The organism is Fischerella sp. JS2 (assembly GCF_032393985.1).
In the GTDB taxonomy this organism is placed as follows: Bacteria; Cyanobacteriota; Cyanobacteriia; order Cyanobacteriales; family Nostocaceae; genus Fischerella.
The window spans coordinates 1,113,483-1,139,058 of the sequence record NZ_CP135918.1; the positions used below are offsets into that span (position 1 = coordinate 1,113,483).

At 39.9% G+C, this 25,576-nt stretch carries 20 protein-coding genes and 1 pseudogene; 9 read left to right on the forward strand and 12 right to left on the reverse strand.

Annotated elements, in window-relative coordinates:
• Window positions 1–520: 520 nt before the first annotated feature.
• On the forward strand, window positions 521–2,737 hold the full coding sequence (gene ppk1 / locus RS893_RS04695) for a polyphosphate kinase 1 (RefSeq protein WP_315790095.1): 2,217 nt from the start codon (window positions 521–523) through the stop codon (window positions 2,735–2,737).
• Between the two features lie 156 nt (window positions 2,738–2,893).
• Entirely contained in the window at window positions 2,894–3,310 is a 417-nt protein-coding gene (locus RS893_RS04700; protein WP_315790096.1) for a response regulator transcription factor, read from the forward strand.
• A gap of 118 nt (window positions 3,311–3,428) precedes the next feature.
• On the opposite strand, the pseudogene RS893_RS04705 reads toward RS893_RS04700, so the two are convergent.
• A pseudogene (locus RS893_RS04705) lies at window positions 3,429–3,638 on the reverse strand (hypothetical protein); the annotation flags it as partial.
• 118 nt (window positions 3,639–3,756) lie between these two features.
• Between RS893_RS04705 and RS893_RS04710 the strand changes: the two are divergent.
• Window positions 3,757–4,305 (forward strand): DUF2854 domain-containing protein, encoded by a 549-nt coding sequence (locus RS893_RS04710; RefSeq protein WP_315790098.1) that lies wholly within the window; start codon window positions 3,757–3,759, stop codon window positions 4,303–4,305.
• 54 nt (window positions 4,306–4,359) lie between these two features.
• Here RS893_RS04710 and RS893_RS04715 read toward each other — a convergent pair whose 3' ends face one another.
• On the reverse strand, window positions 4,360–4,620 hold the full coding sequence (locus RS893_RS04715) for a chlororespiratory reduction protein 7 (RefSeq protein WP_315790099.1): 261 nt from the start codon (window positions 4,618–4,620) through the stop codon (window positions 4,360–4,362).
• Window positions 4,621–5,321: 701 nt separating this feature from the next.
• Between RS893_RS04715 and RS893_RS04720 the strand changes: the two genes are divergently transcribed.
• The gene (locus RS893_RS04720) at window positions 5,322–6,353 is read left to right on the forward strand and encodes a PleD family two-component system response regulator (RefSeq protein ID WP_315790100.1); all 1,032 of its coding nucleotides are present in this window, start codon (window positions 5,322–5,324) and stop codon (window positions 6,351–6,353) included.
• 435 nt (window positions 6,354–6,788) lie between these two features.
• Here RS893_RS04720 and RS893_RS04725 read toward each other — a convergent pair whose 3' ends face one another.
• Both RS893_RS04725 and RS893_RS04730 read right to left on the reverse strand, forming a co-directional pair.
• A complete protein-coding gene (locus RS893_RS04725; protein WP_315790101.1) occupies window positions 6,789–7,937 on the reverse strand; it encodes a tetratricopeptide repeat protein in 1,149 nt (382 codons plus the stop codon).
• 87 nt (window positions 7,938–8,024) lie between these two features.
• Complete coding sequence (locus RS893_RS04730) at window positions 8,025–8,663, reverse strand: sigma-70 family RNA polymerase sigma factor (RefSeq protein ID WP_315790102.1); 639 nt, start codon at window positions 8,661–8,663, stop codon at window positions 8,025–8,027.
• Between the two features lie 200 nt (window positions 8,664–8,863).
• On the opposite strand from RS893_RS04730, the gene RS893_RS04735 reads away from it, so the two are divergent.
• Window positions 8,864–9,454 carry a glyoxalase-like domain protein gene (locus RS893_RS04735; RefSeq protein WP_315790103.1) on the forward strand — a complete coding sequence of 197 codons (591 nt, stop codon included), beginning with the start codon at window positions 8,864–8,866 and terminating at the stop codon, window positions 9,452–9,454.
• A gap of 139 nt (window positions 9,455–9,593) precedes the next feature.
• Window positions 9,594–10,358: a sporulation protein gene (locus RS893_RS04740; RefSeq protein WP_315790104.1), complete on the forward strand. Its 765-nt coding sequence runs from the start codon at window positions 9,594–9,596 to the stop codon at window positions 10,356–10,358.
• 97 nt (window positions 10,359–10,455) lie between these two features.
• Here the strand turns inward: RS893_RS04740 and RS893_RS04745 are convergent, their stop codons facing one another.
• The gene (locus RS893_RS04745) at window positions 10,456–11,292 is read right to left on the reverse strand and encodes an SWIM zinc finger family protein (protein WP_315790105.1); all 837 of its coding nucleotides are present in this window, start codon (window positions 11,290–11,292) and stop codon (window positions 10,456–10,458) included.
• 141 nt (window positions 11,293–11,433) lie between these two features.
• Window positions 11,434–14,697 carry a DEAD/DEAH box helicase gene (locus RS893_RS04750; RefSeq protein ID WP_315790106.1) on the reverse strand — a complete coding sequence of 1,088 codons (3,264 nt, stop codon included), beginning with the start codon at window positions 14,695–14,697 and terminating at the stop codon, window positions 11,434–11,436.
• A gap of 155 nt (window positions 14,698–14,852) precedes the next feature.
• Between RS893_RS04750 and RS893_RS04755 the strand changes: the two genes are divergently transcribed.
• Window positions 14,853–15,446 carry an N-acetyltransferase gene (locus RS893_RS04755; RefSeq protein WP_315790107.1) on the forward strand — a complete coding sequence of 198 codons (594 nt, stop codon included), beginning with the start codon at window positions 14,853–14,855 and terminating at the stop codon, window positions 15,444–15,446.
• A gap of 214 nt (window positions 15,447–15,660) precedes the next feature.
• Window positions 15,661–17,814: a polyribonucleotide nucleotidyltransferase gene (locus tag RS893_RS04760; protein ID WP_315790108.1), complete on the forward strand. Its 2,154-nt coding sequence runs from the start codon at window positions 15,661–15,663 to the stop codon at window positions 17,812–17,814.
• A gap of 177 nt (window positions 17,815–17,991) precedes the next feature.
• Here RS893_RS04760 and RS893_RS04765 read toward each other — a convergent pair whose 3' ends face one another.
• From RS893_RS04765 to RS893_RS04785, 5 genes are all read right to left on the reverse strand, one after another.
• Window positions 17,992–19,032, reverse strand: a complete 1,041-nt coding sequence (locus RS893_RS04765; protein ID WP_315790109.1) for an HlyD family secretion protein — start codon at window positions 19,030–19,032, stop codon at window positions 17,992–17,994.
• 410 nt (window positions 19,033–19,442) lie between these two features.
• Window positions 19,443–20,231, reverse strand: a complete 789-nt coding sequence (locus tag RS893_RS04770) for an ABC transporter permease (RefSeq protein WP_315790110.1) — start codon at window positions 20,229–20,231, stop codon at window positions 19,443–19,445.
• Window positions 20,232–20,306: 75 nt separating this feature from the next.
• Complete coding sequence (locus RS893_RS04775; protein WP_315790111.1) at window positions 20,307–21,293, reverse strand: ATP-binding cassette domain-containing protein; 987 nt, start codon at window positions 21,291–21,293, stop codon at window positions 20,307–20,309.
• A 178-nt stretch (window positions 21,294–21,471) separates the two neighbouring features.
• Window positions 21,472–23,115 carry an AarF/ABC1/UbiB kinase family protein gene (locus RS893_RS04780; protein WP_315790112.1) on the reverse strand — a complete coding sequence of 548 codons (1,644 nt, stop codon included), beginning with the start codon at window positions 23,113–23,115 and terminating at the stop codon, window positions 21,472–21,474.
• A 416-nt stretch (window positions 23,116–23,531) separates the two neighbouring features.
• On the reverse strand, window positions 23,532–23,804 hold the full coding sequence (locus RS893_RS04785) for a GlsB/YeaQ/YmgE family stress response membrane protein (protein ID WP_315790113.1): 273 nt from the start codon (window positions 23,802–23,804) through the stop codon (window positions 23,532–23,534).
• A 746-nt stretch (window positions 23,805–24,550) separates the two neighbouring features.
• On the opposite strand from RS893_RS04785, the gene RS893_RS04790 reads away from it, so the two are divergent.
• Window positions 24,551–24,820, forward strand: a complete 270-nt coding sequence (locus tag RS893_RS04790; RefSeq protein ID WP_315790114.1) for a hypothetical protein — start codon at window positions 24,551–24,553, stop codon at window positions 24,818–24,820.
• Window positions 24,821–25,018: 198 nt separating this feature from the next.
• On the opposite strand, the gene RS893_RS04795 is transcribed toward RS893_RS04790, so the two are convergent.
• Window positions 25,019–25,510 (reverse strand): hypothetical protein, encoded by a 492-nt coding sequence (locus tag RS893_RS04795; RefSeq protein ID WP_315790115.1) that lies wholly within the window; start codon window positions 25,508–25,510, stop codon window positions 25,019–25,021.
• Window positions 25,511–25,576: the final 66 nt, after the last annotated feature.

The window sequence follows — 25,576 nt, forward strand, 5'->3', positions numbered from 1 at the left end:
AATAAAACATGAGTTTACTTTAAGTTGACTTCAGCTATTAGCCCCAAATTTATTTGAGGGCGAGATGTTGGAAATTCTTGAGACTGGTACAAGTTGTCAGTTAAAACTATGAACTCAATAATTACTAAAAATATAGCTTATAAAAGAAGAATTTCTTGATAATTTACTTACAAATAAATGTGATTAATTAAGTATTAAAGTATCCAAGATCTTATTGCTTTTGCAAAAATTATAGTAGGTGTAACAACGCTTCACTTTGGTATCACTACAAGAGATAAATTGAGGGAAAACCCTTAGTTAACTAGCTCCAAAATCTAAAACATTAAATATAAAAGGGTCTTAGTCAAGCTCCCCTGTAAAAGCGATTAGCTGACTCTTGATTTCACTTAAATATGATTTATGATTGACTTATCCGCTCATTAAAGTAAAAAATTTGCACACTAGTGGCTCTAATTAAAATACTGATGGGTTGGTACTGAGTTCAGTTGTATGGGCTAGGCTTGCCTGTGTTTAGGTGATCATGGCGAAATCTAAAAAGACCACCAATCAACAAATTAATCTTAACGATACACAATATTACTTAAATCGTGAGTTAAGCTGGCTAGAATTCAATAGCAGAGTATTGCATGAAGCTCTAGATTCACGCACACCCCTTTTAGAACGCCTCAAGTTTTTGGCTATCTTCAGTTCTAACTTAGATGAGTTCTTCATGGTGCGCGTTGCAGTTTTAAAGCAACAAGTAGAAGCAAAAGTTAGCCAATTAAGTTTTGACGGTAGGACACCACAACAACAACTGGATGATATCAGTTTTGTTTTACGTCCTTTAGTAGCCCAACAGCATCAACATTTTGAGCAAGTATTAAGACCTCTTTTAGCCAATCACAACATCCATATTTTGGATTACATAGATTTGACTGAAAAACAGCGTAAATATTTAGACAATTATTTTGAAGAACAAATCTTTCCCGTTATCACTCCTCTTGCTGTTGACCCTAGCCATCCTTTTCCCTACATTTCTAATCTCAGTTTAAATTTAGCAGTTGTAGTTAAAAACCCAGAAACAGAAGAAGAATTTTTTGCGAGAGTTAAAGTCCCGAAAGTTCTACCGCGATTTTTGCCTTTACCCCCAGAGTTGGGAATTCAACGGCACGGGAAACCTGCTTTGTGGACTGGCGTACCCTTGGAACAGGCGATCGCTCACAATTTAGAGTCGCTTTTTCCAGGGATGAATATTCAAGAATATCATCCCTTCCGGATTACTCGTGATGCTGATCTAGAACTAGAAGAAGATGAAGCCGACGATTTACTACTTTTAATTGAGCAAGAACTGCGAAAACGGCGAGTCGGTGGTACTCCTGTTCGACTAGAAATTCAATCCCAAACTCCTGATGTCATACGCAACCGACTATTGCAAGATTTGGAATTAACTGAAAGCGATGTCTATGAAGTAGATGGTCTTTTGGGACTACACGACTTAATGTATTTTATGTCTTTGAGCGTCCCAGCAGAACTGAAAGATCCTCCTTGGCAGTCTGTTGTCCCCCCTCGTCTGCAACGTATTCGCGAAGTTAATCCCAGTTCCGAGGTCCTAGAAATAGAAGAAGGCAGAGACTTTTTTGCTGTAATTCGGGAACGAGATTTACTCGTACACCATCCTTATCAATCTTTTACAGCATCAGTAGTGCGCTTTATTACTAGTGCAGCCCATGACCCGAATGTCCTAGCAATTAAAATGACTCTCTACCGTACTTCTGGTGATTCACCAATCATTAATGCGCTAATTGCTGCTGCGGAAAATGGCAAGCAAGTATCTGTATTAGTAGAACTGAAAGCGCGGTTTGATGAAGAGAATAATATATTTTGGGCTAAGCGTTTAGAAAGCGTGGGAATTCACGTTGTTTACGGTCTAGTCGGTTTGAAAACCCACTCTAAAATAGTCATGGTTGTACGGCGCGAACAAGACCGTATCCGTCGCTATGTTCATATTGGCACTGGCAATTACAACCCCAAAACAGCACGATTATATACAGATTTGGGATTATTTACTTGCCAAGAAGAGTTAGGGGCAGATGTTACAGATGTATTTAATTTCTTGACTGGATACTCACGGCAAAAGTCTTATCGCCAATTATTGGTAGCACCTGTGAATTTACGCGATCGCTTTATTGGACTGATTACAAGAGAAGTCGAAAATGCTCAAAAAGGTTTTTCTGGGCGTATCGTTGCGAAAATGAACTCTCTTGTCGACCCACAAATCATTTCTGAACTTTACAAAGCTTCCCGCGCAGGTGTACAAATCGACTTAATTGTCAGGGGTATTTGCTGTTTACGTCCTGGACTTAAAGATATCAGCGAAAATATTCGCGTTATTAGTATTGTGGGTCGATTTTTAGAACACTCCCGGATTTTCTATTTCTACAATAATAGTGAAGAAGAAATTTACATTGGCAGTGCCGACTGGATGCCTCGTAACCTAGATCGGCGAGTGGAAGTAATTACCCCAATCTTAGATCCAGATATTGCTAAAGATTTGCAAGAAATTTTAGGTATTATGTTGGCAGATAATCGCCAAGCTTGGGAGTTACAAGCGGATGGCAGTTATATTCAACGTCGTCCTGGTGAAGATTGTCCTGAGGCTAATTCACAAAAAATTCTCATGTCTATGGCTTTAAGCCCACCAGCGATCGCCTCAAACTTGATGAATTCAAGAAAGAATTATGTGTATCCTGACAAGTAATTACATACCTTTGCTGAAGAAAATTAATATTACTAAATATTAATCTCAAATCTTGTGAAAAGATAGAATTTATTCAACCATAGGGTAGAGTTAGTTCCAGTAGTTATTCCCATAAACTATAAAGGCTGTCATGCTTTAACCTTATAGTTTGCGTGGATGTTAATGTTGTCTTGTGAGTCTTCTACCTTGCGCGTTCTAGTGGTTGATGACCACGAACTAACACGCTTAACTCTGCAATTAATATTTTCTGGTCAAGAAAATATCCAAGTTGTAGGTTTAGCTTGTAATGGTCAGGAAGCCATAGAAATGGTTAAGCGCCACAAGCCTGATGTGATTGTTCTAGACTTGCAAATGCCAGTTATGGATGGGTGGATTGCGTCCGGTGAGATTAAAGCTATTGATCCTAGCACTCAGATTATTGCTTACTCATCAGTAGATGACTCTAAACTTATTGAAGGAAAGGCAAGAGCTTGTTTAGATGCTGTTTGTAAAAAAGATGTGCCTACCACAGAACTAGTTTCCTTGGTTAGGCAACTAGGCCAAAGGACGATTAATGGTACTTTTGCTGGATAAACAAACAAAAATGCTGAGTTGGGAGTTTGGATATTTGGAAGAAGTGGAAAAGTTGTCGGTAGAACCAGAATCAAAGGTTGCTACCGACATAAGTTTTATTACTGTAGCTTAGTTTGGCTTAATTAGATTCTGTTTCAGGAAAGGTGCGTCTATATTCATCTATTAACTCATCCATTTCTTCCAAAGCTTGATTTACGTCTATTCTTAAAGTCCCCAAGTTTGGTTGTTCCAGTAAGCTGAGTAGGTATTCCCGTTTACTTTGAATTTGGGCAATTTGTTCTTTGATAGTTTGTGGGTCCATAATTTTGGATTTCCGTCTTACATTATGTTCAAATTCAAAGTTAACTCAAAATAATAGAGACTTTTATCTATCCTCTTCCCTAATCTGTAGGCGATCACCGATGATAATAAAACTGGTGCTAAAAAAAACTATTAAAAATTAACTCATGTTACGCCAAGTTTCTCTGGGAACCCTGGGTTTAACCATCGGTGGTGTCTTAACCATCATTGGCTTCATCGCCTACGCTAACGATAATGCTACTCTTAATCTGGTTGGGTTTTTTTACGGGATTCCACTAGTGCTAGGAGGATTGGCACTTAAAGCTAATGAACTCAAACCGATACCCTTCAGTCAAGCTACTACGCCTACAGTTTTAGAACTGCGTCAGCAGCAAGCAACTCCCACTCAAAATAAAATTCGCAAAGACCTGACTCGTTATTCCTACGGGCAAAATGCTCATTTTGATCGTGCTTTATCTTACTTGGGTTTAACTTGTTCAGATGGAGAACTACCACTGATCACAGGGTTACGAGAAGAAGATATCAACGGAAATTATGCCTTGATTTTAGAATTTGATTCTTCAACAATACCAATTGATATCTGGCAGCAAAAACAAGAGAAAATGGTTAGTTATTTTGGTCCTGGAGTCGATGTTAAAGTCACACAGCCAGGAGAAGATACTATTGAACTAACATTGATTGCGACTACAAAATAGTCCAATATGAATAGTCAATTGTCAAAACAATGGACAGTAGACAATTGACTAAATTTATTTCTCTAGGCGCACCGCGTACCATTGTAAATATTGCCCGGGACCAACATCCAATTCACAACTAGTGTCAAGCAAATATTTCGCTCTTGCTTCGATAGAATCCAAAGAACGTATATCAGGGGGTAAATCTTGAGGATTGAGTTTTTGGAGAATATCTGTCAATTTTTCTAATAGTTCTGATGCCGTCAGAAACTGTTCCTCTTGATTTGTTTCTAAAACAACAAAATGATCTTGCTGGTACATTAATGAATCTGGCATAACAAATACTCAATAGATTTCAGTAGGATGGGTGTTTAGCAGAAAAAACGCAAGCTTTTCACCTAATTTTTTGTCGTGTTATCTTTATTTTATTTATAACCGTATTTATTTATATTTTTTAGATGTTAGTTAAGTAAATTTACCAAATAATTACTGTTATTGGAACAAAATTAAATTTATTCGTTTTAACTCCATAATTATAAATTCCAGATTAACGGCATACTTACGTAATCAACCATTTTTGTCCTAATGCAGTTGGTGTTTAAGCACACTGCGTAACCTTAAACTGCGAATATACATTTGAAGTTTTCAAAAAAATAGTAATTGCTTGTTTGTAGCTGGGAAATATAAATAGTAACATTTCCCTACCTTGCAAGTGCGTGGTAGTCCACACTCATTCATACAAAAAACAAATAACGCTACATGTTCTTTACTTTTACACAAATCAATTCCACGAAAAATAATTGGTCTGGTTCACACAATCTGTGTTCAGCCAGCAGCTATACCATTTTGGATTTTGGATCGAGAAATCCCATCTGGGTATAGGTTCTGTTAATTTATCTGTCGCTATCATTTTTCAAATTAGTGTTAATAAGGCTTTTTTTCAATAAAAAACATCAAAACCAACAATTTAGCAGCATTAGCAGAAATGTATTGGCTTTTTTATTACCTAAGCTTTTATTTCCTATAAAATTCAACTCATGTTAGGGATAAGCTCATTTAATTCTATTTCCAATAAACCCCCTCTGATTCTCGTAGCTGATGATGATACAACCATGCGACTTCTGTTGCGTGAGGCTATGGAACAAGAAGGCTACCGAGTAGTTGAAGTCAGTAATGGTAAAGAGTGTTTAGATGCTTATACTGCTGTCAAGCCTGATTTAATTTTGTTAGATGCAGTCATGCCAACAATGGATGGCTTTACCTGTTGTCAGGAATTGATGCAAATTGCCAAGAAAAATTTAGTGTTAGCACTTGCATCCCTTGATAGCGTATCTGGTTGTGGTAATAGCTTGATTTCTACATTGTGGGCTCGTACTCCTATACTGATGATTACAGGATTAGATGATCCTGACTCAGTAGACCGTGCTTTTGAGGCTGGAGCTAGTGATTTTGTCACTAAACCCATTCACTGGGCAGTATTACGCCGAAGGGTGAGAAAGCTATTACAACAAGGGCAGGTATATAAACAGTTAGAAGCAGCCAACCAAGCTTTGCAGCAACTTGCGAACGAAGATGGCTTAACTGGACTAGCTAATCGCCGTCGCTTTGACCAATATTTCAATTCTCAGTGGTTGGAGTTAGCACAGCAGCGATCGCCAATCTCATTAATCTTATGCGATATCGATTTTTTTAAACTTTACAACGATAAATATGGTCATCCTGCTGGGGATGTCTGTTTGCAAAAGGTGGCTAATGTTTTAAAGGACACAGCCCAAAAATATCAGGATTTAGTTGCACGTTATGGTGGTGAAGAATTTGCTGTGATTTTGCCGCACACTCATGCTTCTGGTGCAGTTCATGTCGCAGCAGCAATGCAGGCTGGAGTAAGGGAATTAGAAATTGTTCACTCTGGATCTACTGTTAGTCAGTTTGTAACTCTCAGTTTAGGAATCGCTACTATTGTTCCCAATTTTGAAACTTCGCCATTAGCTTTAATTGAAGCAGCTGATCAGGCGCTTTACCAAGCAAAAGCAGAGGGACGCAACCGTATTATTATTAAGCAGATTTAAAAATTATAAAATTTAAAAGTTAGATATATTTAATAAATTATTTCTAAGTAAATACACACTAGACCGGGAAAAGGTAAAAGGTCAGGGCTTACGTAAAAGTTGCCAAAAGGCTTTACTTTATAGAACCGCCATAGACGCGCTCATAGGCTTCCCGCAGGGTAGACGCCAAGAATTTGTAGAGGATGCGTAAGTCATAAAGGTGAAGGGGTAAGGAATGGAAGGAACATCCCTCGCGCTTTTCCCTTTTCCCTTTAACCCAATACGGTTGGTGTTAGTACTCTTTGTGTCTTAGTGTCTTAGTGGTTTCAAGATGATCTTGTTCACTACAAAGACACTAAGACACCAAGACAAACCTTCTACAGGGGTAGATCAAAACCTTAACTGAACCGTATTGCCCTTTAACCGAGAAGTTATTGATACTTACCCTACAATGATTTAATAATTTTTTCTGCTTGTTTCAGTCAAGTTAGCCTTCCGCATCATTTGAGTGAGTCGATCTAGTAATCGCACTTCTTGCTTAGTGTCTTCTAGTATCTTGGCTACCGCAATTGCCCTTTCATAAAAATTACGGGCAGTCGGGAAATTACCTAATTGCTCATATAACTGAGCATAGGACTCAAAAGATTTTAATTCTTCTCGCCGATTTTGTAATTCTTGAGCTAAGATTAATCGCTGCTGTAACAAGTCAAAAGCACGTTCATAGCGTCCCACAGAACTGTGAGCAGTAACTAGACCATCAATTGCTCGTAATTCATTAACGCGATCACTACTATATTTGGCAATTCGCAGTGCAGATCCATAAGTCCCTATAGTACCTTGATAATCTCCCGCTTCGAGATAAGCATCACCTAAATTATTGAGAGTGTTAGCCTCGCCAATGGGATCACGAACTTGACGACGGAAACTTAAAGCATTTTCATAAAGTTTGATGGCTTTGTTGTTATTTCCTAGCCTGGCATTTGCCAGTCCCAAATTGCTTAAAGACAGTCCTTGACCTTCGATATTTTTAACGTGGCGGGCAATTTCCACAGCTTCGGCAAAAGTTTGTACACTAGCGGCGGGTTCCCCTTGTTGCAGCAATAATGTACCAATATTATTCAGGGCAAAAATTTGACTTTGAAAGTCATGGATATCACGAGCGATCGCTAGGCGTCGGCGTATGGCGTTTTCTGCTTCTTTATAACGACCCAACTGGACATAACCTGTAGCAAGGTAATCGTAAATTAAACCTTGAGCGTTGAGATCACCAAGCGAGTGATAAATTTCTAGTGCTTGTAACCAAGACTCAATGGCTTTATCAGACTTGCCAGAGGCATGTTGCTGCTGACCGATTCGCAGCAAAGTATCTGCTTGGTCTGTGGATTGTCGCACTACAGACTTATCTATCTGATGGTGGAGTTGTTCAGTAATATCCGCAGCATTCACTGTTATGGGATGAAATATAAAACTAGTAACTAAAAAGGGTAAGGGGGAAAGGGGAAGGGGAAAAGATTTATTAGCTTTACTTTTTAAACTCTTTTTCCCCTGCTTGTATCTATAAGTAAAAATTTGGTTAATTTTTAGTATCAAACACCATTGTTTCATAAACTTTGACGTGGAATTGCGGCTTTATACAAAATGTTTCGTATGTTTATTAATTAGCATTACCAAACACATAATTACTATGTATTCCTACGCAATTGCAGGTGGCAGTAAATTTTCACCCAAGTAGATAGCACGAATATCTGTTGGTAATTTTTCCTCTAGCATACGATAACCTTCCTGAAGAAAATTGGCTACTTCGCTGGGGGCGATCGCTTCTCCTTCAGCTTGTAGATAAGCGGCAATTCTGGTTTCGCTCCAGTGAAAAGTTTGAGCCATTAATACCATCAAGCGTAAAATTGGTGTCATTTGATCTAATGCTTGTTCTACATAACACCATAGTGGTACAGAGGTGGCTTTGAGAGAATAATGAATTGCTTCAGTAGGAGGAAGTTCAATCTCGTTGATACAGTAAGCAGTCTGATCAATGAGCCAATTTTGTAACGTCAGACTTTCCCTACCAGGTTGAGTGCTACTGAGATTAAGTCCACCCAATTCGTAGTAGATATGTCGCCAAGTCAAGGCAAATAAATAATCTGCTTGCACAGGCGATCGCGCCGAATGGCGAATTACTGTAAAAACTATAGGACTATAGCGGCAAAAAATAGCTGTAAAGTATCTTCCCGACTCTGGATGCTGCTGGAACAACCTAACGAGTTCTGGGTCAGTGTGATGGAACAGTGACTTAACTAAGGGATGATTAGCTTCAGGAAAATGAGGAATTTGCACAGTCCGATTCTGCTTATGTTGTTAGAATTAACTTGGTGATCGCAATCTCTGTAATTAATCACATAGTCTTTTAGTGTTAGTCAATTTCGACCCAACACCAAGACGGATTAGCACTTGATACACTAGAAATCAAGACTTCATTTAAGTCATAATCTACAAGACAAAAGCGGCTCCCTTATATATAATTCCCGATTCTGTTCATGTTTATAGCAAGTGTGACATCATTGTTGGTTAATCCTTATACTTTTGCCTCTTTTTTACCTTCTATACCATTAGATAGCCTTTTTTCTACCCAAGGCATAATGGTAATGCTACTAGCAGCCTATGCTGGGGCCATGTGGATGTTCCTCACCAGTGCGCCAAAGGTATACACAGTTATGGTGTCGGATTTAGAAATTGCACGACAGTTATATGAAGGACTCCTAGATTTACCAGCAGCAGAAGTACCCCTACACTACTACTACAACTATGAACAAACTATCGGTGCAACAGGAGTTGACCCGCTTTACTTAGGAAGTAGTCCTTCCTTTTCTAACAAAATGTCGAATGCAAGTGAGGGACTGTGGTATCAACTTAAGAAAAATACTCAGTTGCATGTAATTACGGGAGCTAGTTTAGGCAGCAAAAATCAACAACGCCACGTTTGCTTTGACCACGAATGTATGGAAATGATTTTAATGCGGGTAGAAGTGCGGGGATTGAAATTCAAGATTCGTAGCAGAAAGCCCTTAATTTTTTTGGTTAAGGACTACGAAGGGCGAATTATTGAAATGGCAGAAGTAGCGAATTAAAGGTAAAAACTTTTTCACAATCAATTTTTTCATAAAATTATAGCTTGCTTATGTAGAAACTACAGAAGGGTGTTAGATGTGACACCCCAGTATTAGCCAGCCTACAATAGAGCAAATCTACAGGAGTAAGCAAGAAAGAATGTTTAAAAAAATGTTAGCAAGCGTTGGCATTGGTGCAGCTAAAGTTGATACACGTATTTTTAACGCTTCAGTGATTCCAGGTGATGTATTGGAAGGAGAAGTTCATATTACTGGTGGTGATATAGCTCAGGATATCAGTGATATTTATTTAAAACTTGCTACTGAATATGAGCGGGAAGTCGATGATTCTACCATTCATGAAGAGTGTGTAATGGTCGATTACCGCCTGCTAGAACGGTTGACTGTTCAGCCTAAAGAAGAAATTGTAGTACCGTTTGCCTTAGAGTTGCCCTATGAAATGCCCTTGACAATGGGTAGAATACCAGTATATATCCGTACAGGCTTGGATATTAAAACTGCTATCAATCCCAGGGATAGAGATGTTTTAGAAGTGAAACCTCATCCACTAATGCAACGAGTATTTGTAGCAGTAGAAAGATTAGGTTTTCATCTGCATAAAGTGGATTGTGAATATACCCATTCTCTTGGTGGTTCTTATCCCTTTGTACAAGAATTTGAGTTCAAACCCAGTGGAGAATACAGAAACTATCTAGACGAGTTAGAAGTCATTTTCCGTTTACACCCAGAGGAGTTAGAAGTTTTGCTGGAGATTGATAAACGGGCCCGTGGTTTTGCAGGTTGGTTAGACGAAGCTTTTGATTTAGATGAGCGCTATGCACGCTTTTATCTAACAGAATCAGATTTAGATGAGGTGGATGTAGAGACGATGATTGATGACATGATTCGCAGTCATATTCATTAATTTTGTTTTAGTCATATGCACGCCTAGAACTTTAGCTCTAGGCTGATAGTAAAAGTCATCTTAAGATGCACATTAGGCGTGATTTAGGACTGTTATATTAATTTCCACCTACATTCATCGCTGCTAGCATAGCTTTTTGGCTGACATCTTTGTAAACAGTATCTAAATATTTCATCACTAGATCAGCAGCAGTTAAGCTGGCTAGATTTTCCTCTTCTTTAGCAAGGGGGATTGACCCCAAGACATCTAAAACTGTTTCACTGGTAGATGGTGCAATCACTACTAAAGAAGATTCTAATGGCTCATGATATTGCCAAAAAGATTCTAGCTTTAATAAATATTGATTTTGGGAAATCGACTCTTTATCTTCTTGTGTTTGGTCAGTTGTGACTTCAATATTAGTACTACGTAACTGACGTAAATTACTAATAATTTGCTCTTTGGTACGTCCCCGCAATTGAAAGAGTACAAAAGGATCTTCACTAAAGCGATCGCCTAACTGATAGTAAACTGCTGCAATATGTTTACACGGATTTGCTTTATCAGGACAAGAACATTTACTGTGGACGTCAGATAAAGTAAAAGGAAATAGCGAAATACCATTAGCAGTAAAAACTTCTTCTATATTTTGTGGCATTTCTCCTGCCAAAAGTTTCGCCGCAAAAATTGCTTTTTGAGACATTGTTTCTACTACATAATTCCACTCTTCATCGCTAAAAGAGTCAAGGGAAAGAGAAACTTTATAAGGTTCAGGTTCACTACCCTGTACCTTTGCTAATACCTTTGCACCCTGAAATTCAATGCTGAGAACATTACCTTGACGCGCATAATTTCTACCGCGTTCTAAACGTTTTTTAAAGCGATAAGAATCTAATAATTCTAGCCACCTTTGTGACCACCATTCTCTACTAGCTTGTAATGTGTAATTAGTCATTTGTCAATGTCAATGATCAATTGTTAGTAGTTAGTAGTTAGTGGTTATTCTATACTTCTCACACCCCACCCTACGGGAAGCCGCGCAAAGCGCGTCTACACACTCCTCACACCCCTTACACCCTCATCTTCCCGATCCCCGTCACTCTTCATCTTCTTCTATGACTGCACTACGATCCAATAAAAGTAAATTACGGAGTTGATTTGTATCGAGTTCAGTTAACCACTCTTCACCCGCACCAACAACTTGTTCGGCTAGTTGCTTTTTACTTTCAATCATGTCATGAATTTTCTCTTCTAAAGTACCAGTACAAACAAATTTATGCACTTGGACATTGCGGGTTTGACCGATACGAAATACTCGGTCTGTGGCTTGATTTTCTACTGCTGGGTTCCACCAACGGTCGAAGTGGAAGACGTGATTGGCACGGGTTAAATTTAATCCTACACCACCAGCTTTGAGTGACAAAATCATAATTGGTGGCCCTTGGGGATCGTGTTGGAAGCGGTCGATCATTTCCTCACGTTGTTTTTTGCTGGTACTACCATACAAAAAGAATATCTCTCGTCCTAGCTGTTGTTCTAAGTAGGGTTTGAGTAGTTTACCCCACTCGGCAAATTGGGTAAAAATCAAAGCGCGATCGCCTTCTGATAAAACCTCTTCTAACATTTCCTGTAACCGCAATAATTTACCCGATAGCTGCGGTTCCAAAAGAGTAGATTTTTTCAAATATTGCGCTGGATGATTGCAGACTTGTTTTAGCTTGACGAGTAAAGCTAAAATCATACCCCGGCGTTGCATTCCTTCGGCTGTTTCAATTTCAGCTAAAGACTCTTCTACGACTTTCTGATAAAGTTCAGCTTGTTCCAGACTCAGACCACAAAATACATTCATTTCCTGCTTTTCTGGCAAGTCTTGAATAATTTCGCGGTCAGTTTTTAAACGACGTAAAATAAACGGTTGCACTAATGAACGCAATTGGTTCAATGAAGAAGTATCGCCATATTTTTCAATTGGCATAGCAAAGCGTCGTTGGAAGAACTGCTTATTTCCTAAGTACCCTGGATTGAGAAAATCCAAAATTGACCAGAGTTCTTGCAGTCTATTTTCTACGGGTGTCCCTGTCAAAGCAATCCGATAAGTTGCTTCTAACTGACGCACTGCTTGAGATTGTTTTGCCTCTGCATTTTTGATATTTTGGGCTTCATCTAAAACAATTCCTTGCCAAGAAACGCCCTGTAATGACTTTAAATCCCGGTGAATCAGCGCATAACTGGTAATTACCAAATTATGCTTATTGGCTACTTCTACAAATGCCTTACCTTTGGGGCGTTTGTCACCGTGATATTGCAAAACTTTCAGGGTTGGGGCAAATTTTTTAACTTCTCTTTCCCAGTTTCCTAATACTGAAGTTGGGCAAACTAAAAGTGTTGGTTTTTCTAATGCATCCTGTTCTTTGAGATGTAGTAAAAAGGCAATGAATTGCACGGTTTTTCCTAATCCCATATCGTCCGCGAGACATGCACCCAAGCCCCAGCGTTCCAGAAATGTCAACCAAGCGACACCACGCTGTTGGTAAGGGCGTAGCTGTCCCTGAAAATCGGCGGGTGTGGGTAGGGGTTCTACTGCTTTGTTATTTGTCAGGGTAGTAATTAACTCTTGTAACGCCCCTGACGCTTCAAAGCTAACCACTGGTAATTTTTCAATTGTCTGGGTATCCCCCGTACTTAGCCGCAAAGCATCTTCCAAGGAAAGGGCCATTTGTTCTTTGCGAGAAGCAAAAAAGGCCTGTGCTGTTTTGATATCTTGGGAACGCAATTCTACCCACTCACCGTTAATTTCGACGAGGGGACTGTTTAACGCCACGAGTTTGTCAAATTCTTTTTTGGAAAGAGTCTGTCCACCGATCGCTAATTGCCACTGGAAATTCAACAAACTCTGTAAACCCAAGCGTCCCTGCTTTTGATTCGGTGTTTGGGCAGTGATTTTCAAACCCAGACGATTTGCCCATCCTTCTCGATTTGCCAAACTCGCAGGTAGAACCACACCTAAACCATTATCCTCAAGTCGCGCCTTTACCGACTTAATAAATTCATAGGCTTGGATGGGGTTAAGGCGGCAAGATTGGGGATAGCTAGTATCTAGACTGGGTGCGATCATTGGATATAAGCGTGATGCTAATCCCAATCCGCGTAAAAATGTCTCTTGTGGTTGTTTAATCGTACGACCACGATAAACAAAACTTTCAACTGGATGCTGCCATATCGTCTCTGCATCCACTAAAAATTTTGGGTCATCTGGTGCTTGCAAAAAATAGGTCAAAGTCCAATCTGTTTCGCCTGACTCTGGCGGACGCAAGACAAAACAGGTACGGAACAGATTTTTTCCTGCCAGTTGGTATTGTAGCGGCATTGTCCAAGCTTTCAGTGCCGCTTCTAGTCGTTCCAAACCCATTGGTTCGGCGTTGACTGCATCTGATGCACCGGTGAGAGACTGTAACCACTGCCGCACCGCGCTTGGTAAAGATGCCATTACTCTTGCTTCTAGCACAGCTTGGGAACCAAACATTTCTCTGACTTGGGCATCAATTGTACTGTTGAGAAATCCCAATAATAATTCTTGTGGTTCCACAGGAAAGTCTATTGAAATGGGGTGATTTTTCTCCCCATCTCCCAATCTCTCAATCTCCCCACCTTCTTGGTATGTCCGACACGCTAGGGGCATTAGCTGCGAAAATTTTTCTAAGCGAGTTCCATCCAAGGCGCTATCTAAAAGTGCTTGCCACTTGGCAGTAAAAGAACCGTCTGCTTGGCGTTCAAGGGTAGGCAAAAATTTACATCGTGAGATTAAATCCAAACTCCAACGGGCAATATGTGACCAAAACCGTAAATCTCCTCCTAAAAAATCATCTTCGCTGTTACCAATACTCAAGGGTAAAGAAGTCAGAAACTTGACTGCTTCTGTAGTATTGAGACAAAAACCCTCTACTCGCCAAGGTTGTAGGTATTGCGAAGATGGTTTTTCTAAACTCAATGCTGCTGAATGTACTGGATGAATCGACGTTGTTCCCTCGATTTCACCTGCTGCAAAATCAGTGGGTAAAGCAATAGTGATTTGCCAGGAGGTTGGCAATGTTTTTGTCGCAGTAGTTGTTCCTTGGCGTTTCCCTGTTTGCCGAGATGCGATTGATTGCGTTTCGACATGCAGTGCTGAATTGGGAATTGTAAGATTACGAGAACCCAGCCACTCGCTTAGTTCGGCTGGTGCGATCGCATAAGGGTAAGGTGGTATTTCTGTCAATATACTTGGATCGATATTTGTCCCTAGCGATCGCCAAGTCTCTCCCCAAATAAATAAACAGTTACCCTGATTTTGTAGTAACCAACTACCGTGTAAAATTGCCATTTGCTCACTACTTAGATTTTCGCAACATCAAAACCTTGAATTTGCTTATTTTCTACTTTATGAATTCCTTAATTTTTAAAATTAAAATACATATTATTAATAATAGTTACAATTAATTAAATACTAGAAAACAATCTTAATCAGGTTTAGAAAAAATGCACTTACCCCTTTATAAAATTTTAAAAAATGGCATCAAAGTAGAGTTAGATTATATGCATCTAGAGGAACAAGAGGAGGTAAGGAAATTACTGAATGTTGTGATTTTAGAAGGACAAACCTATCCCCAAAAAAAACCTCTCTCACCATCAGAGTTTGCAGCTTACTGGTTAAATCAGGATGCCTTTGTAGTCAGGACAGATGCTGAATCTGCTACACAACAACTCAAAGAAATATTGGGAGCGTTTTATCTTAAACCAAACTTTCCAGGTCGATGTTGCCATATTTGCAACGCTGGTTTTATTGTACAACCTGGCAAGCGGGGTCTAGGAATTGGGCGATTCATGGGAGAAGCGATGCTCTCAATTGCTGCTAGTGTTGGCTACGAGGGGGTAATTTTCAATTTGGTCTTTGCTACTAATATAGCTTCGATTCAATTATGGAAATCACTAGGATTTCAGATTATTGGGCAGATTCCGGCGGCGGTAAAACTAGATATACAGCAGGTGGATGCGTTGATTATGTATCGGAAATTAGGGATCGGGGGTTATGGATTGGGCATAGGGCGTGAATCAGTGAACAGTGAACAGTAACCAGTGACCAGTGACCAGTGACCAGTGACCAGTGACCAGTGACCAGTTTAATTTAATAACTGATAACTGATTATTTGTTCTCCTTGTCCCCGATCCCTTTTGTCACGAAATTGTTTATCATTAATTCTGTATACTGCTAAAGCCAGCATTAGATCATAAATGTTAGGATTGCCACAGAGAGAGAATAGCGAGCATAGTAAGGAAAAAAAACTGAATGGGAGAATTTGAGAAGTCAATATCCTTCGATGGACGGGATATTGGACTGAAGGTGGGTCTACTAGCACCCCAGGCTGGTGGATCGGTGTTGATACAATCTGGGGATACGGCAGTTCTAGTTACAGCTACGCGATCAGCAGCCAGAGAAGGTGTTGATTTTCTGCCCCTCACCGTAGATTACGAAGAAAGATTATACGCAGCAGGTAGAATCCCTGGAGGATTGTTGCGACGCGAAGGTCGTCCGCCAGAGAGAGCAATTCTCACTAGTCGTCTGATTGACCGCCCTTTGCGTCCTTTGTTCCCATCCTGGTTACGGGATGATCTGCAAGTTATAGCGCTGACTCTTTCTATGGATGAGCTAGTACCACCAGATGTGCTAGCTGTGACTGGTGCTTCTATTGCCACTTTAATGGCAAAAATTCCCTTTAATGGGCCTATGGCAGCCGTGCGCGTCGGTCTGGTGGGTGATGATTTTATTATTAACCCCACCTATGCAGAAATCGAAGCTGGAGACCTGGATTTAATCGTAGCAGGTTCGCCGGATGGTGTAATTATGGTGGAAGCGGGAGCTAATCAGCTGCCCGAACGAGATATTATTGAGGCGATCGAATTTGGTTATGAAGCTGTGCAGGATCTAATTCGAGCGCAGCAAGATTTAATTGCGGAACTGGGCTTAGAAATAGTCCATGAAGCACGACCAGAACCAGACCAATCATTGAGTAACTTTATCAGCGATCGCGCTACCGACGAAATCAAGAAAATCCTCTCGCAATTTGATTTCGATAAAACCCAGCGAGATAATGCCTTAGATACCGTTAAAGAATCAATAGCAGCTGCGATCGCTGAACTACCGGAAGAAGATCCAATTCGAGTTGCCGCAACAGGTGATGCCAAGGCATTAGACAACACTTTCAAAGATATTACTAAAAAGCTGATGCGCCGTCAGATCATCGAAGATAATGTGCGAGTCGATGGTCGTCAGCTAGATGAAGTTCGTCCTGTTTCCTGTGCAATTAGTTTGTTACCCAAGCGAGTTCATGGCAGTGGTTTATTCAACCGGGGGCTAACCCAAGTATTATCTGCCTGTACTCTTGGTACACCAGGCGATGTGCAATTCTTAAACGATGATTTGCAACAAGACCAACAAAAGCGTTACATGCACCATTACAACTTCCCGCCGTTCTCCGTTGGGGAAACCAAACCCCTGCGCGCGCCGGGACGTCGGGAAATTGGACATGGGGCGCTGGCGGAAAGATCAATATTACCAGTGCTACCACCGAAAGAACAATTCCCCTACGTGATTCGGGTAGTATCGGAAGTGCTTTCTTCCAATGGTTCTACTTCGATGGGTTCGGTGTGCGGTTCCACTCTGGCTTTAATGGATGCAGGTGTGCCAATTATCAAGCCTGTAAGTGGTGCAGCTATGGGTTTGATCAAAGAAGGCGATGAAGTCCGAGTCTTGACAGATATTCAAGGTATCGAAGACTTTTTGGGTGATATGGACTTCAAAGTTGCAGGGACAGATACCGGAATTACTGCCTTGCAAATGGATATGAAAATCAGCGGATTGTCCTTGGAGATCATTTCTCAAGCTATCCACCAAGCTAGAGCCGCGCGGTTATATATTCTGGAGAAAATGCTCCAGACTATTGACAAACCACGCACAGAAATGTCACCCTATGCCCCACGTCTGTTAACGATCAAGATTGATCAAGACATGATTGGTCTAGTGATCGGGCCGGGAGGTAAGACGATCAAGGGTATTACTGAGGAAACAGGTGCCAAAATTGACATTGAAGATGATGGTACTGTTACCATTTCTGCCATGGATGAAAACAAGGCTAAGAGAGCCAAAGGTATTATTCAAGGCATGACCCGCAAGCTAAATGAGGGTGATGTTTACGTAGGCAGAGTAACACGAATTATACCTATTGGCGCTTTTGTGGAGTTTTTGCCAGGTAAAGAAGGTATGATCCACATTTCTCAACTAGCTGATTACCGTGTCGGCAAGGTTGAAGATGAAGTTGCAGTTGGTGATGAAGTGATCGTCAAAGTGCGTGAAATTGACAATAAGGGTAGAATCAATCTCACTCGCTTGGGCATTCACCCTGAACAAGCAGCTGCGGCACGCGAACAAGCAACCTCAAAGTAAATCAAGGTAGGAAGTTTCGTAGTGAGCGTTCAGAACCTTATTTAAAGACTAAAGTCCTGGCTAAAAACTAAACACAGCCAATTTACTGATTCAATTCACTGGTTATGGATTGAGAGCAAATCTCAAATTCATAATTGCAGTAGCGATCGCCACAAAGAAGCGATCGCTTTGTATTATTTAGTTCGGAATCACTGTCACAACTGCTGACATACCGGGAGTAATCCGCGATTCATAACCTTTAATACTTGTCGGCTCAAACATAATCTTCACAGGAATTCTGCGTACATTGTTGGTGAGCGCAAAATTATTTGTGTCATTGTTTTGTGGTAACAAGGCAATACTATCTACTTTACCTGCAAAGGTGCGACTGGGAAAAGCAGCTATTTTAATGTTTGCCTTTTGTCCTGGTTGTATTTTTTCTAACTGACTCTCTGGAAAGTTGCCAATAATCCAAGGGTTTGCTTGCACCACAGTGAAAAGAGTTTGCCCAGGTTCGACCCGTTGTCCTACTTGGACATTTTTAGTACCAATTTTTCCAGGAACCAGAGCATTAACATTAGTATAGGATAGCTGAAGTTCAGCTTTTTTCACCTCTGCTTGCTTCTGAGCGACTGTAGCCAATGCGGTTTTATACTGTTGCTCGTTGATATCTCTTTGTTGAGTCGCTTGTGCTTGGAGTAAATTCTGTCTAGCTTGCGTATTATTGTCTAATGGAGATAGCTGCGGTGCTGAAACCGAAACTGGAACATTCCTAATTTTTTTCTGTGCCAAAGCTGCTTGCTGCTTGGCTAACTCTAAAGATGCTTTGGCTTGAGCTAGAGATACTTGATAATCTTGAGGGTCAAGTTTGACTAACAGCGTTCCTGGAGTTACCACTTGGTTTTCGTTGACGGGAATTTGGCTAACTATCCCTGAGATGCGGGAAGTAACAGGATAAATATCTGCGGTAACATAAGCATTATCGGTTTGGGGAAATCTTTGAGCATATTGCCATTGACGGTATGCGTAAATTCCTGAGGCGATCGCTCCTGCACCTAAAATTACTCCTACTATCATTATAGGCAGCAGCCGACTTTGAGATAGAGGTACTCTTGTTTTGACATTACCGTTTGATGCAGCAGGAGTGATAGCTCTAACCTCTTGCTCCACAACTGGAGTTTTTTGCTCCTCCAATCCTGTAGCTTGTTGTGTGTGTTGTACAGAATCTAAACGTTCCATCAGCCACCCTCTTTTAAGCAATGATTGAAGATTTCTTATTAAAAACTGACAAAAATATACAAGTGCTTTTACGCACAAAGTGCTAGGAGCAAAGTTTATTTTATTATAGGCGTTTGCCTTGTTTTTTTACTTTGATATTTATTTCTGTAGCGCTCAATTAACAATTTATACCAAAATCAGATAAGTGTAACTTTTGATTTATTTAGAACACCTATAAGAGTAATACCAATTCGCCAAAAGAATGCGACAGATAGGCCATCTTGTAGAGACGCGATTCATCGCGTCTTTATCCAAGGATGATTCATCGCGTCTTTATCCAAGGATGTGTTGCAATCATTAATTGAATTGGTATAAAGCATTTTAAATCAAAAAAATACAAAGTTGGTATTAAGCGATCGCCTGTTATTAATTCAAGCTCCCATTCCTGAATACCGCTTCAATCCCTGTCGCCATAACCAACGATTCAGACCCAAAAACAACACAATCCAACCAATCATTGATAATAACCCCTGTGTCCAATTTACAGGTATCCCTACCAAAATACTGGCAGGAAAATTAATTAAATAGGGAAAAGGAGTCAAGAGTACCACGGCTCTCACGGGTTCTGGGAAAACCTCTAAGGGGGCAATCATACCAGATAGAAATAAAAAAAACAAAAACCAGAAATTTTCTATAGCGCTGGCTCTTTCTGTCCAAAAGGAAAATATAGAAAAAGTGTGTTGAATAACAAAGCGCAAAATAAAAGCTAGCACTACTACAAAACTAAACAATAACAAAGTTCCGAAACTAGGTATCCAAAATGCTTGGGGATACAGAATAAAGAACAAGCCTACTAATAGAATTGCAAACGGGATACGGGCAACTCTTTCACTAATATGGGCAGCAATGTGATGCCATACTGGATCAATTGGTTGTAACAATCGATTAGAAAGTTTACCTTCTACGACTTCCCTTTCTACTTCCCAAATTACCCATACAACTGTGAATTGTCTGACGAGAAAAACAGCCAAAAAGTAACGAGCAAAATCCACAGATGTTAAACCAAATTGTCCACCTTGAGCAGCTTGTATCCAAACTCCCATCAAGATAATTGGTAAAGAACCAGCTAACACCCATAGAATTAGTTCTGCTCGATACTCCACCATGTAAGCGTAGTACACAGACAGAAAAGTTAATGTTGTTTTGATTAGTCTTTGCATAATTAGTTAATTGTTAGTAGTTATTAGTTAGTAATTAGTAGTTAGTTTTGAAAAAGTACTACTAACTACTATCTACTAACTAGTAACCACTCCTGCTTGAAATACTCTACCAATTACTTCTTCTACTGGTGGTTCAGTCACCTTTAAATCAATCACATCTAAATCTGCTAAAATCCGCGAGACGGTGCGTGTCAGTTCTTCTTGCTGCACCATAAAACACACCATCCGTCCATCTAACTTTTGGACATCACCGTAGAACATGAGTCTTTGTTTCGATAGAGGTTGTGTTAACTCTACATGCACTTCTCGATAGGGTGCAAATTTTTCCAACAGTCCATCTAGACTACCGTCATACATCAACTTACCTTGGTGAATTAATAATACCCGTTGACACAGAGCGGTAATATCTGCCATGTAGTGACTCGTCAACAACACTGTGGCTTGATAACGCTGATTATACTCTCGTAAAAAATCGCGCACTCCCACCTGAGCATTGACATCTAGTCCTAAAGTTGGTTCATCTAAAAACAGCACTTGGGGACGGTGCAAAAGTGCTGCCAAAATTTCTGCTTTCATGCGCTCACCTAAAGATAGCTTGCGTACTGGTTGGTTAAGCTTGCCTTCTAAAGAGAGCATTTCGCTGAGTTCGCCGACTCGCTTACGAAATTCGCGATCGCTAATATTGTAAACAGCAGCATTTATTTTGAGAGAATCTATTGCTGGCAAATCCCAAATTAATTGCTGTTTTTGCCCCATTACTAAGGTTATTTTCTGCAAAAATGCCTCTTGGCGGCGAAAAGGAACATGTGCAGCGACTTTAACTATGCCGTTAGAAGGATGAATTAATCCTGTCAGCATTTTCAGTGTAGTAGTTTTTCCTGCACCATTTGGCCCTAAAAACCCTACCACTTCACCTGCTGCTATTTCAAAGGAAACATCTTGAACTGCTTTAATTTGGCGGTAGGTGCGACGAAAAAAGTGGGTAATTGTCCCAGCAATACCTGGTTCTTTAACAGCAACAGGATAAACTTTGCTCAAATTTTGAGCTTCAATGATTGGCATAGGGTAGTTAGTAGATAGTAGATAGTAGTTAGTAAATAGTAGTTAGTAGATAGTAGTTAGTAGTTAGAGGAGGATTTTGATAGATAGATCATGATTAAAGCTTATTAATTAGGTAGCTAAACCAGCCCCTTATTGATTTTTACTACTAACGACTAACCACTAACTACTAACGATATTTTTAACGTAAACGTCCTGATCGCAAAATACTAATAATCAGCCACAAACCTAACAAGCTAGCAGTAGCAAATAACACATTGCTTAAAAGAGAAAACTCTGGTGTTCTGGCATTACTAGAAATAATTGCTGCTCCCATAATCAGTGAACCTACTAGGATACTGAAAGACAGCCGATTGGCAGCATCATCGGTGGTACGTCGTAAGCTATCTAGACCACGTATATTTAAATTCCACTGTAATGTCTCTGATGTGACTCTATCTAGCAGAAATTCTATTTGCCGGGGAGATTGTAAAGACAGGGTTTTCAGATCCAAAGCTGTCCTCAGGAGCGATCGCACAGGTGCTTCTCCAAACAGATGACGACGGAATAAATCTGTAATCAATGGTTGAATTTCATCTATAAAATTTAGCTCTGGATTGAATGACCGTGCTACTCCCTCTAAGTTAGCTAGGGTTTTGGCATACAAACCCATATTACTAGGCAAACGAATTTTATTATTACGGGCAACTTGTAGCAGCTCATAAATGATCTGACTGAAATTCATTTGCGACAAGTTTAGATTATAGTACTTCCGCAGCATTCGGTCATAATCATTTTCCAGACGAGATAAAATCACTGGTTGCTCTGAATCCGCTAGCTGTAAAGTTAACTGAGCGCAGCGCCTAGCATCCAAATCGACTATTGCCAGCAACATTTCTGTCAAAATCTGCTGTGTACGCGGGTCGAGTCGCCCCATCATACCGCAGTCAATGAGAGCTACGCGTCCATCTTTGAGATAGAAAATATTCCCTGGATGCGGATCGGCGTGAAAAAATCCATCTATATACAACTGTTGAAAGAAAGCACGAAATAACAAGGTAGTAATTTCTTGGCGTTCAATTGCTGGAGTTTTACCGTTTTGGTTATTCAAATCTGCTGCCAATAACGGTACGCCATCTAACCATTCCATTACTAGTAATTTCTGTGTGGTTAAATCCCAATAAATTTTGGCAACTACAATCTGATTAGGATCAAACCAACGACTCATAGATAAATTCTGTCGTAGTTCATCAGTATAACTAGCTTCTCGTGTAAAATCTAACTCTGCCTCTAGAGCCTTGACAAATTCATCGGCGATAGATTTGATTTCGTAGCTTTGACCAAATTCAGTACGCGCTACTAAATCAGCAATACCTTGAATCAGAGCAATATCTCTGGCAACAGTAACATCAATTCCTGGACGTTGCACTTTCAAAGCAACTTCTCGACCATCTTTGAGGATAGCGCGGTGTGTTTGAGCAATAGAACCGGCTGCTACTGGTACAGGATTAATTGTGGTAAAGGTTTCCTCTAAAGGCTGTTTAAGTTGTTGACGAATCAGTACTTCTATTTCTGACCAAGCAACTGGTGGTACTTCATCTTGTAGCGTTGATAGTTCTTCGATATAAGACCCACTTAGTAAGTCAGGACGGGTAGATAGTAGTTGACCCAACTTAATATACACAGGTCCCAAATCTACCAAGATATTTTTCAAAACTGCTGGTGTCGGTAACTGAGGCTCGTCAGCTTTACCGCCTGTGAGCAATCTCCGCATATAGTCCCAGCCATTACGGAAAAGAACTTCAATGATTTCTCGTTGACGAGGAACAGTTTGAGTAAGAAACATAATTTTTATAAATCGCTATCAATGTAGAAGGAAAAAATTGTTTGACGTTTACTTATACTCACCTTGTGCAAAAAATGTAACAAGAAGTGGAAAAGTAATATAGCCATACATTGATCAAAATAACAAAAAAGTTATAGTGGCTTTCTGCGTCAGCAAGTATAGTTGTTCCAACAGTTAATCATGTCAAAAGCCAAGACTACTATCTTCCCACTGGAAGATTAACACTCAAATAAGGCGATGAGGAGAGTACATTAAAACATCTCCCCACCAAGATACTGCCCACTATCAAATTATCCAGATAACAATAGCGCCAGCCTCACTACAGGCTAGCGCCAAATCTTTTCATATAAATCAGGGATAAAAATAGTTGAATTAGCTCCCTGAGGTTTACTATAAATTGATTACGGCTTTGTTAACTAGATGGTACTGCGGCGAGTTAACAAGTTCCACACGAAGACAGCAATAAGTGCCCCAATCACTGCCACTATAATACCAGGAATACTGAGGGTAGGAGCCGTTAAGGCAAAGGTCCCCGTGCTTAATAACATGCCTAAGCTACCACCAACAAAAGCACCAATTATTCCTAAGATGAGTGTTCCCAAAATGCCGCCACCTTGATGACCGGGGTAGATAGCTTTGGCAATAGCACCAGCGATAAGACCTAAAACAATCCAAGCAAGAATGTTCATTGTTGTTAATACGGTAAACGTTTTTCAGTAACACGTATACATTAACAATCATGGACTTATCAGTTAATCTGTCAGTAGAATTAATTATTAATAGCCACAAGACATAGTTGCTGTAAAGCCAACCAAATTAATACCAGTTTTAAAAAAGAATGCAACATATGAATAATTATTAAAACTTCTCCGCAACCCTCCCTGTAAATGAGGAGGCATGCCGTTAGACGGGTGGAGTTATTTGCCCTGAAATATTTTTTAAATTGGTATAACTATAAAATCAAAGTTTATTTTTAGTAATAAATATTGAAAGCGATTTCAATTTTCATTTACTTGTGACCATCATTTCTATCTTTTGGATCTGCCTAATTAATTAAAATTGTGTCATTCCTTTTGATAGATATAGCATTCTTAAATCATTCGTAGACAACAAGTCCTTGACTTCTTAAAGAAGTCGGAGAGCTACCTCTCTCAAATTTCATAAATCAGATAGGATTGCTATAAATCTGTCGAATGAGGTAGAAAATAAGAAAAGCCCCTAGCGGTTGTGAGACTAGAGGCTGAAAAATTTCTTGCTTGGTAATTGCAGTATATGCATTTTTAATGACCTGTATACCTCTACTTCAAGAATTAAACTATGGTTTTGATGAAGATTTTGTTGCTTAAGAGGTAGAAAGTAATCGAAGTTTATGAGTTAGTTAGTAACTTCATGCCCTTTCATCTGGATTAACACCTTCCATAGTTAAGCTTTCCTAATGGCAGGCAAAACTAACTTGTATAGGAAATTGATTGTGGTTTTCACAAATTATCAATACATTGATTTGCATAGCTATTACACCGGAGATGAAACGATGTATACTCTAGACAGGCAAAATCTGCTTAGCAAAAACTCTACTGAAATACCTATTGCTGAGTATGTTTCTCCCGAAAGACAAGTTTGGTATGCATTGCAAGGGGCAGTAGCAATTTTGCTGTTCACGCTGCTGGCAGTAACTACATCTGCTGTGATTTGGTGGAAGTTTTAAGTAGAAGGCAGATGGCAGATGGAGAAAGACTGCACCTATATAGTTTATGGGCATAAGCATTTTACATTTAATTATGTCTACCTAATTAATGTCAAATTTAATACTTTAGTTTAGTTAAGGATAATTGTAGGTTGGGTTTAACAACGAAACTCAACCTACTCAATTTAAGATTTTTGGCTCTAACTAAACCCTATCGCTTTATAAGCCGCCGCGATCGCGTTCAAGGTCGTAAATAACTTTATCAACATACCAATCGGCTGTTTTGTTAGGAAACTTGAACTGTGCTTGAGTAAAAAGCCGTTTGGCTGCTTCTCTATCATCATGTAAGAGAGTCAGAAGTCTCCTTTGCAGTTTGCGGCTAGCTTGATCAAGACCAATAATGCCAGCTTTTTGACCCGTAAATGAGCCACTGTCTGTAGTACTTTCTTGGCGATTTCCTCTTTCTTTTAAAGCTACACCAATTGCCACACCACCGACAGCTGCTGCTACTAACCAGAGTGTAGGTTGGTTATCTTGTTGTGTTACTACTATGGGAGTTGTAGAATTAGAATCTGCAAGCTGTGCGACTGGTTGCTCAACTTGTTGTGCAATCGTGGGTGCTAACTGAACTGCTAAAAGACTAGATACAACTCCAGTTGCCAAAACTTTCAAAGCATCTACAGACTTGTGAACAGAAAAAGTGTGAAACATCTCCTACAAAGGAAACTCAAAAATTATTATTATTCCTATACTTATATTTTGAGCGATCGCTATGAC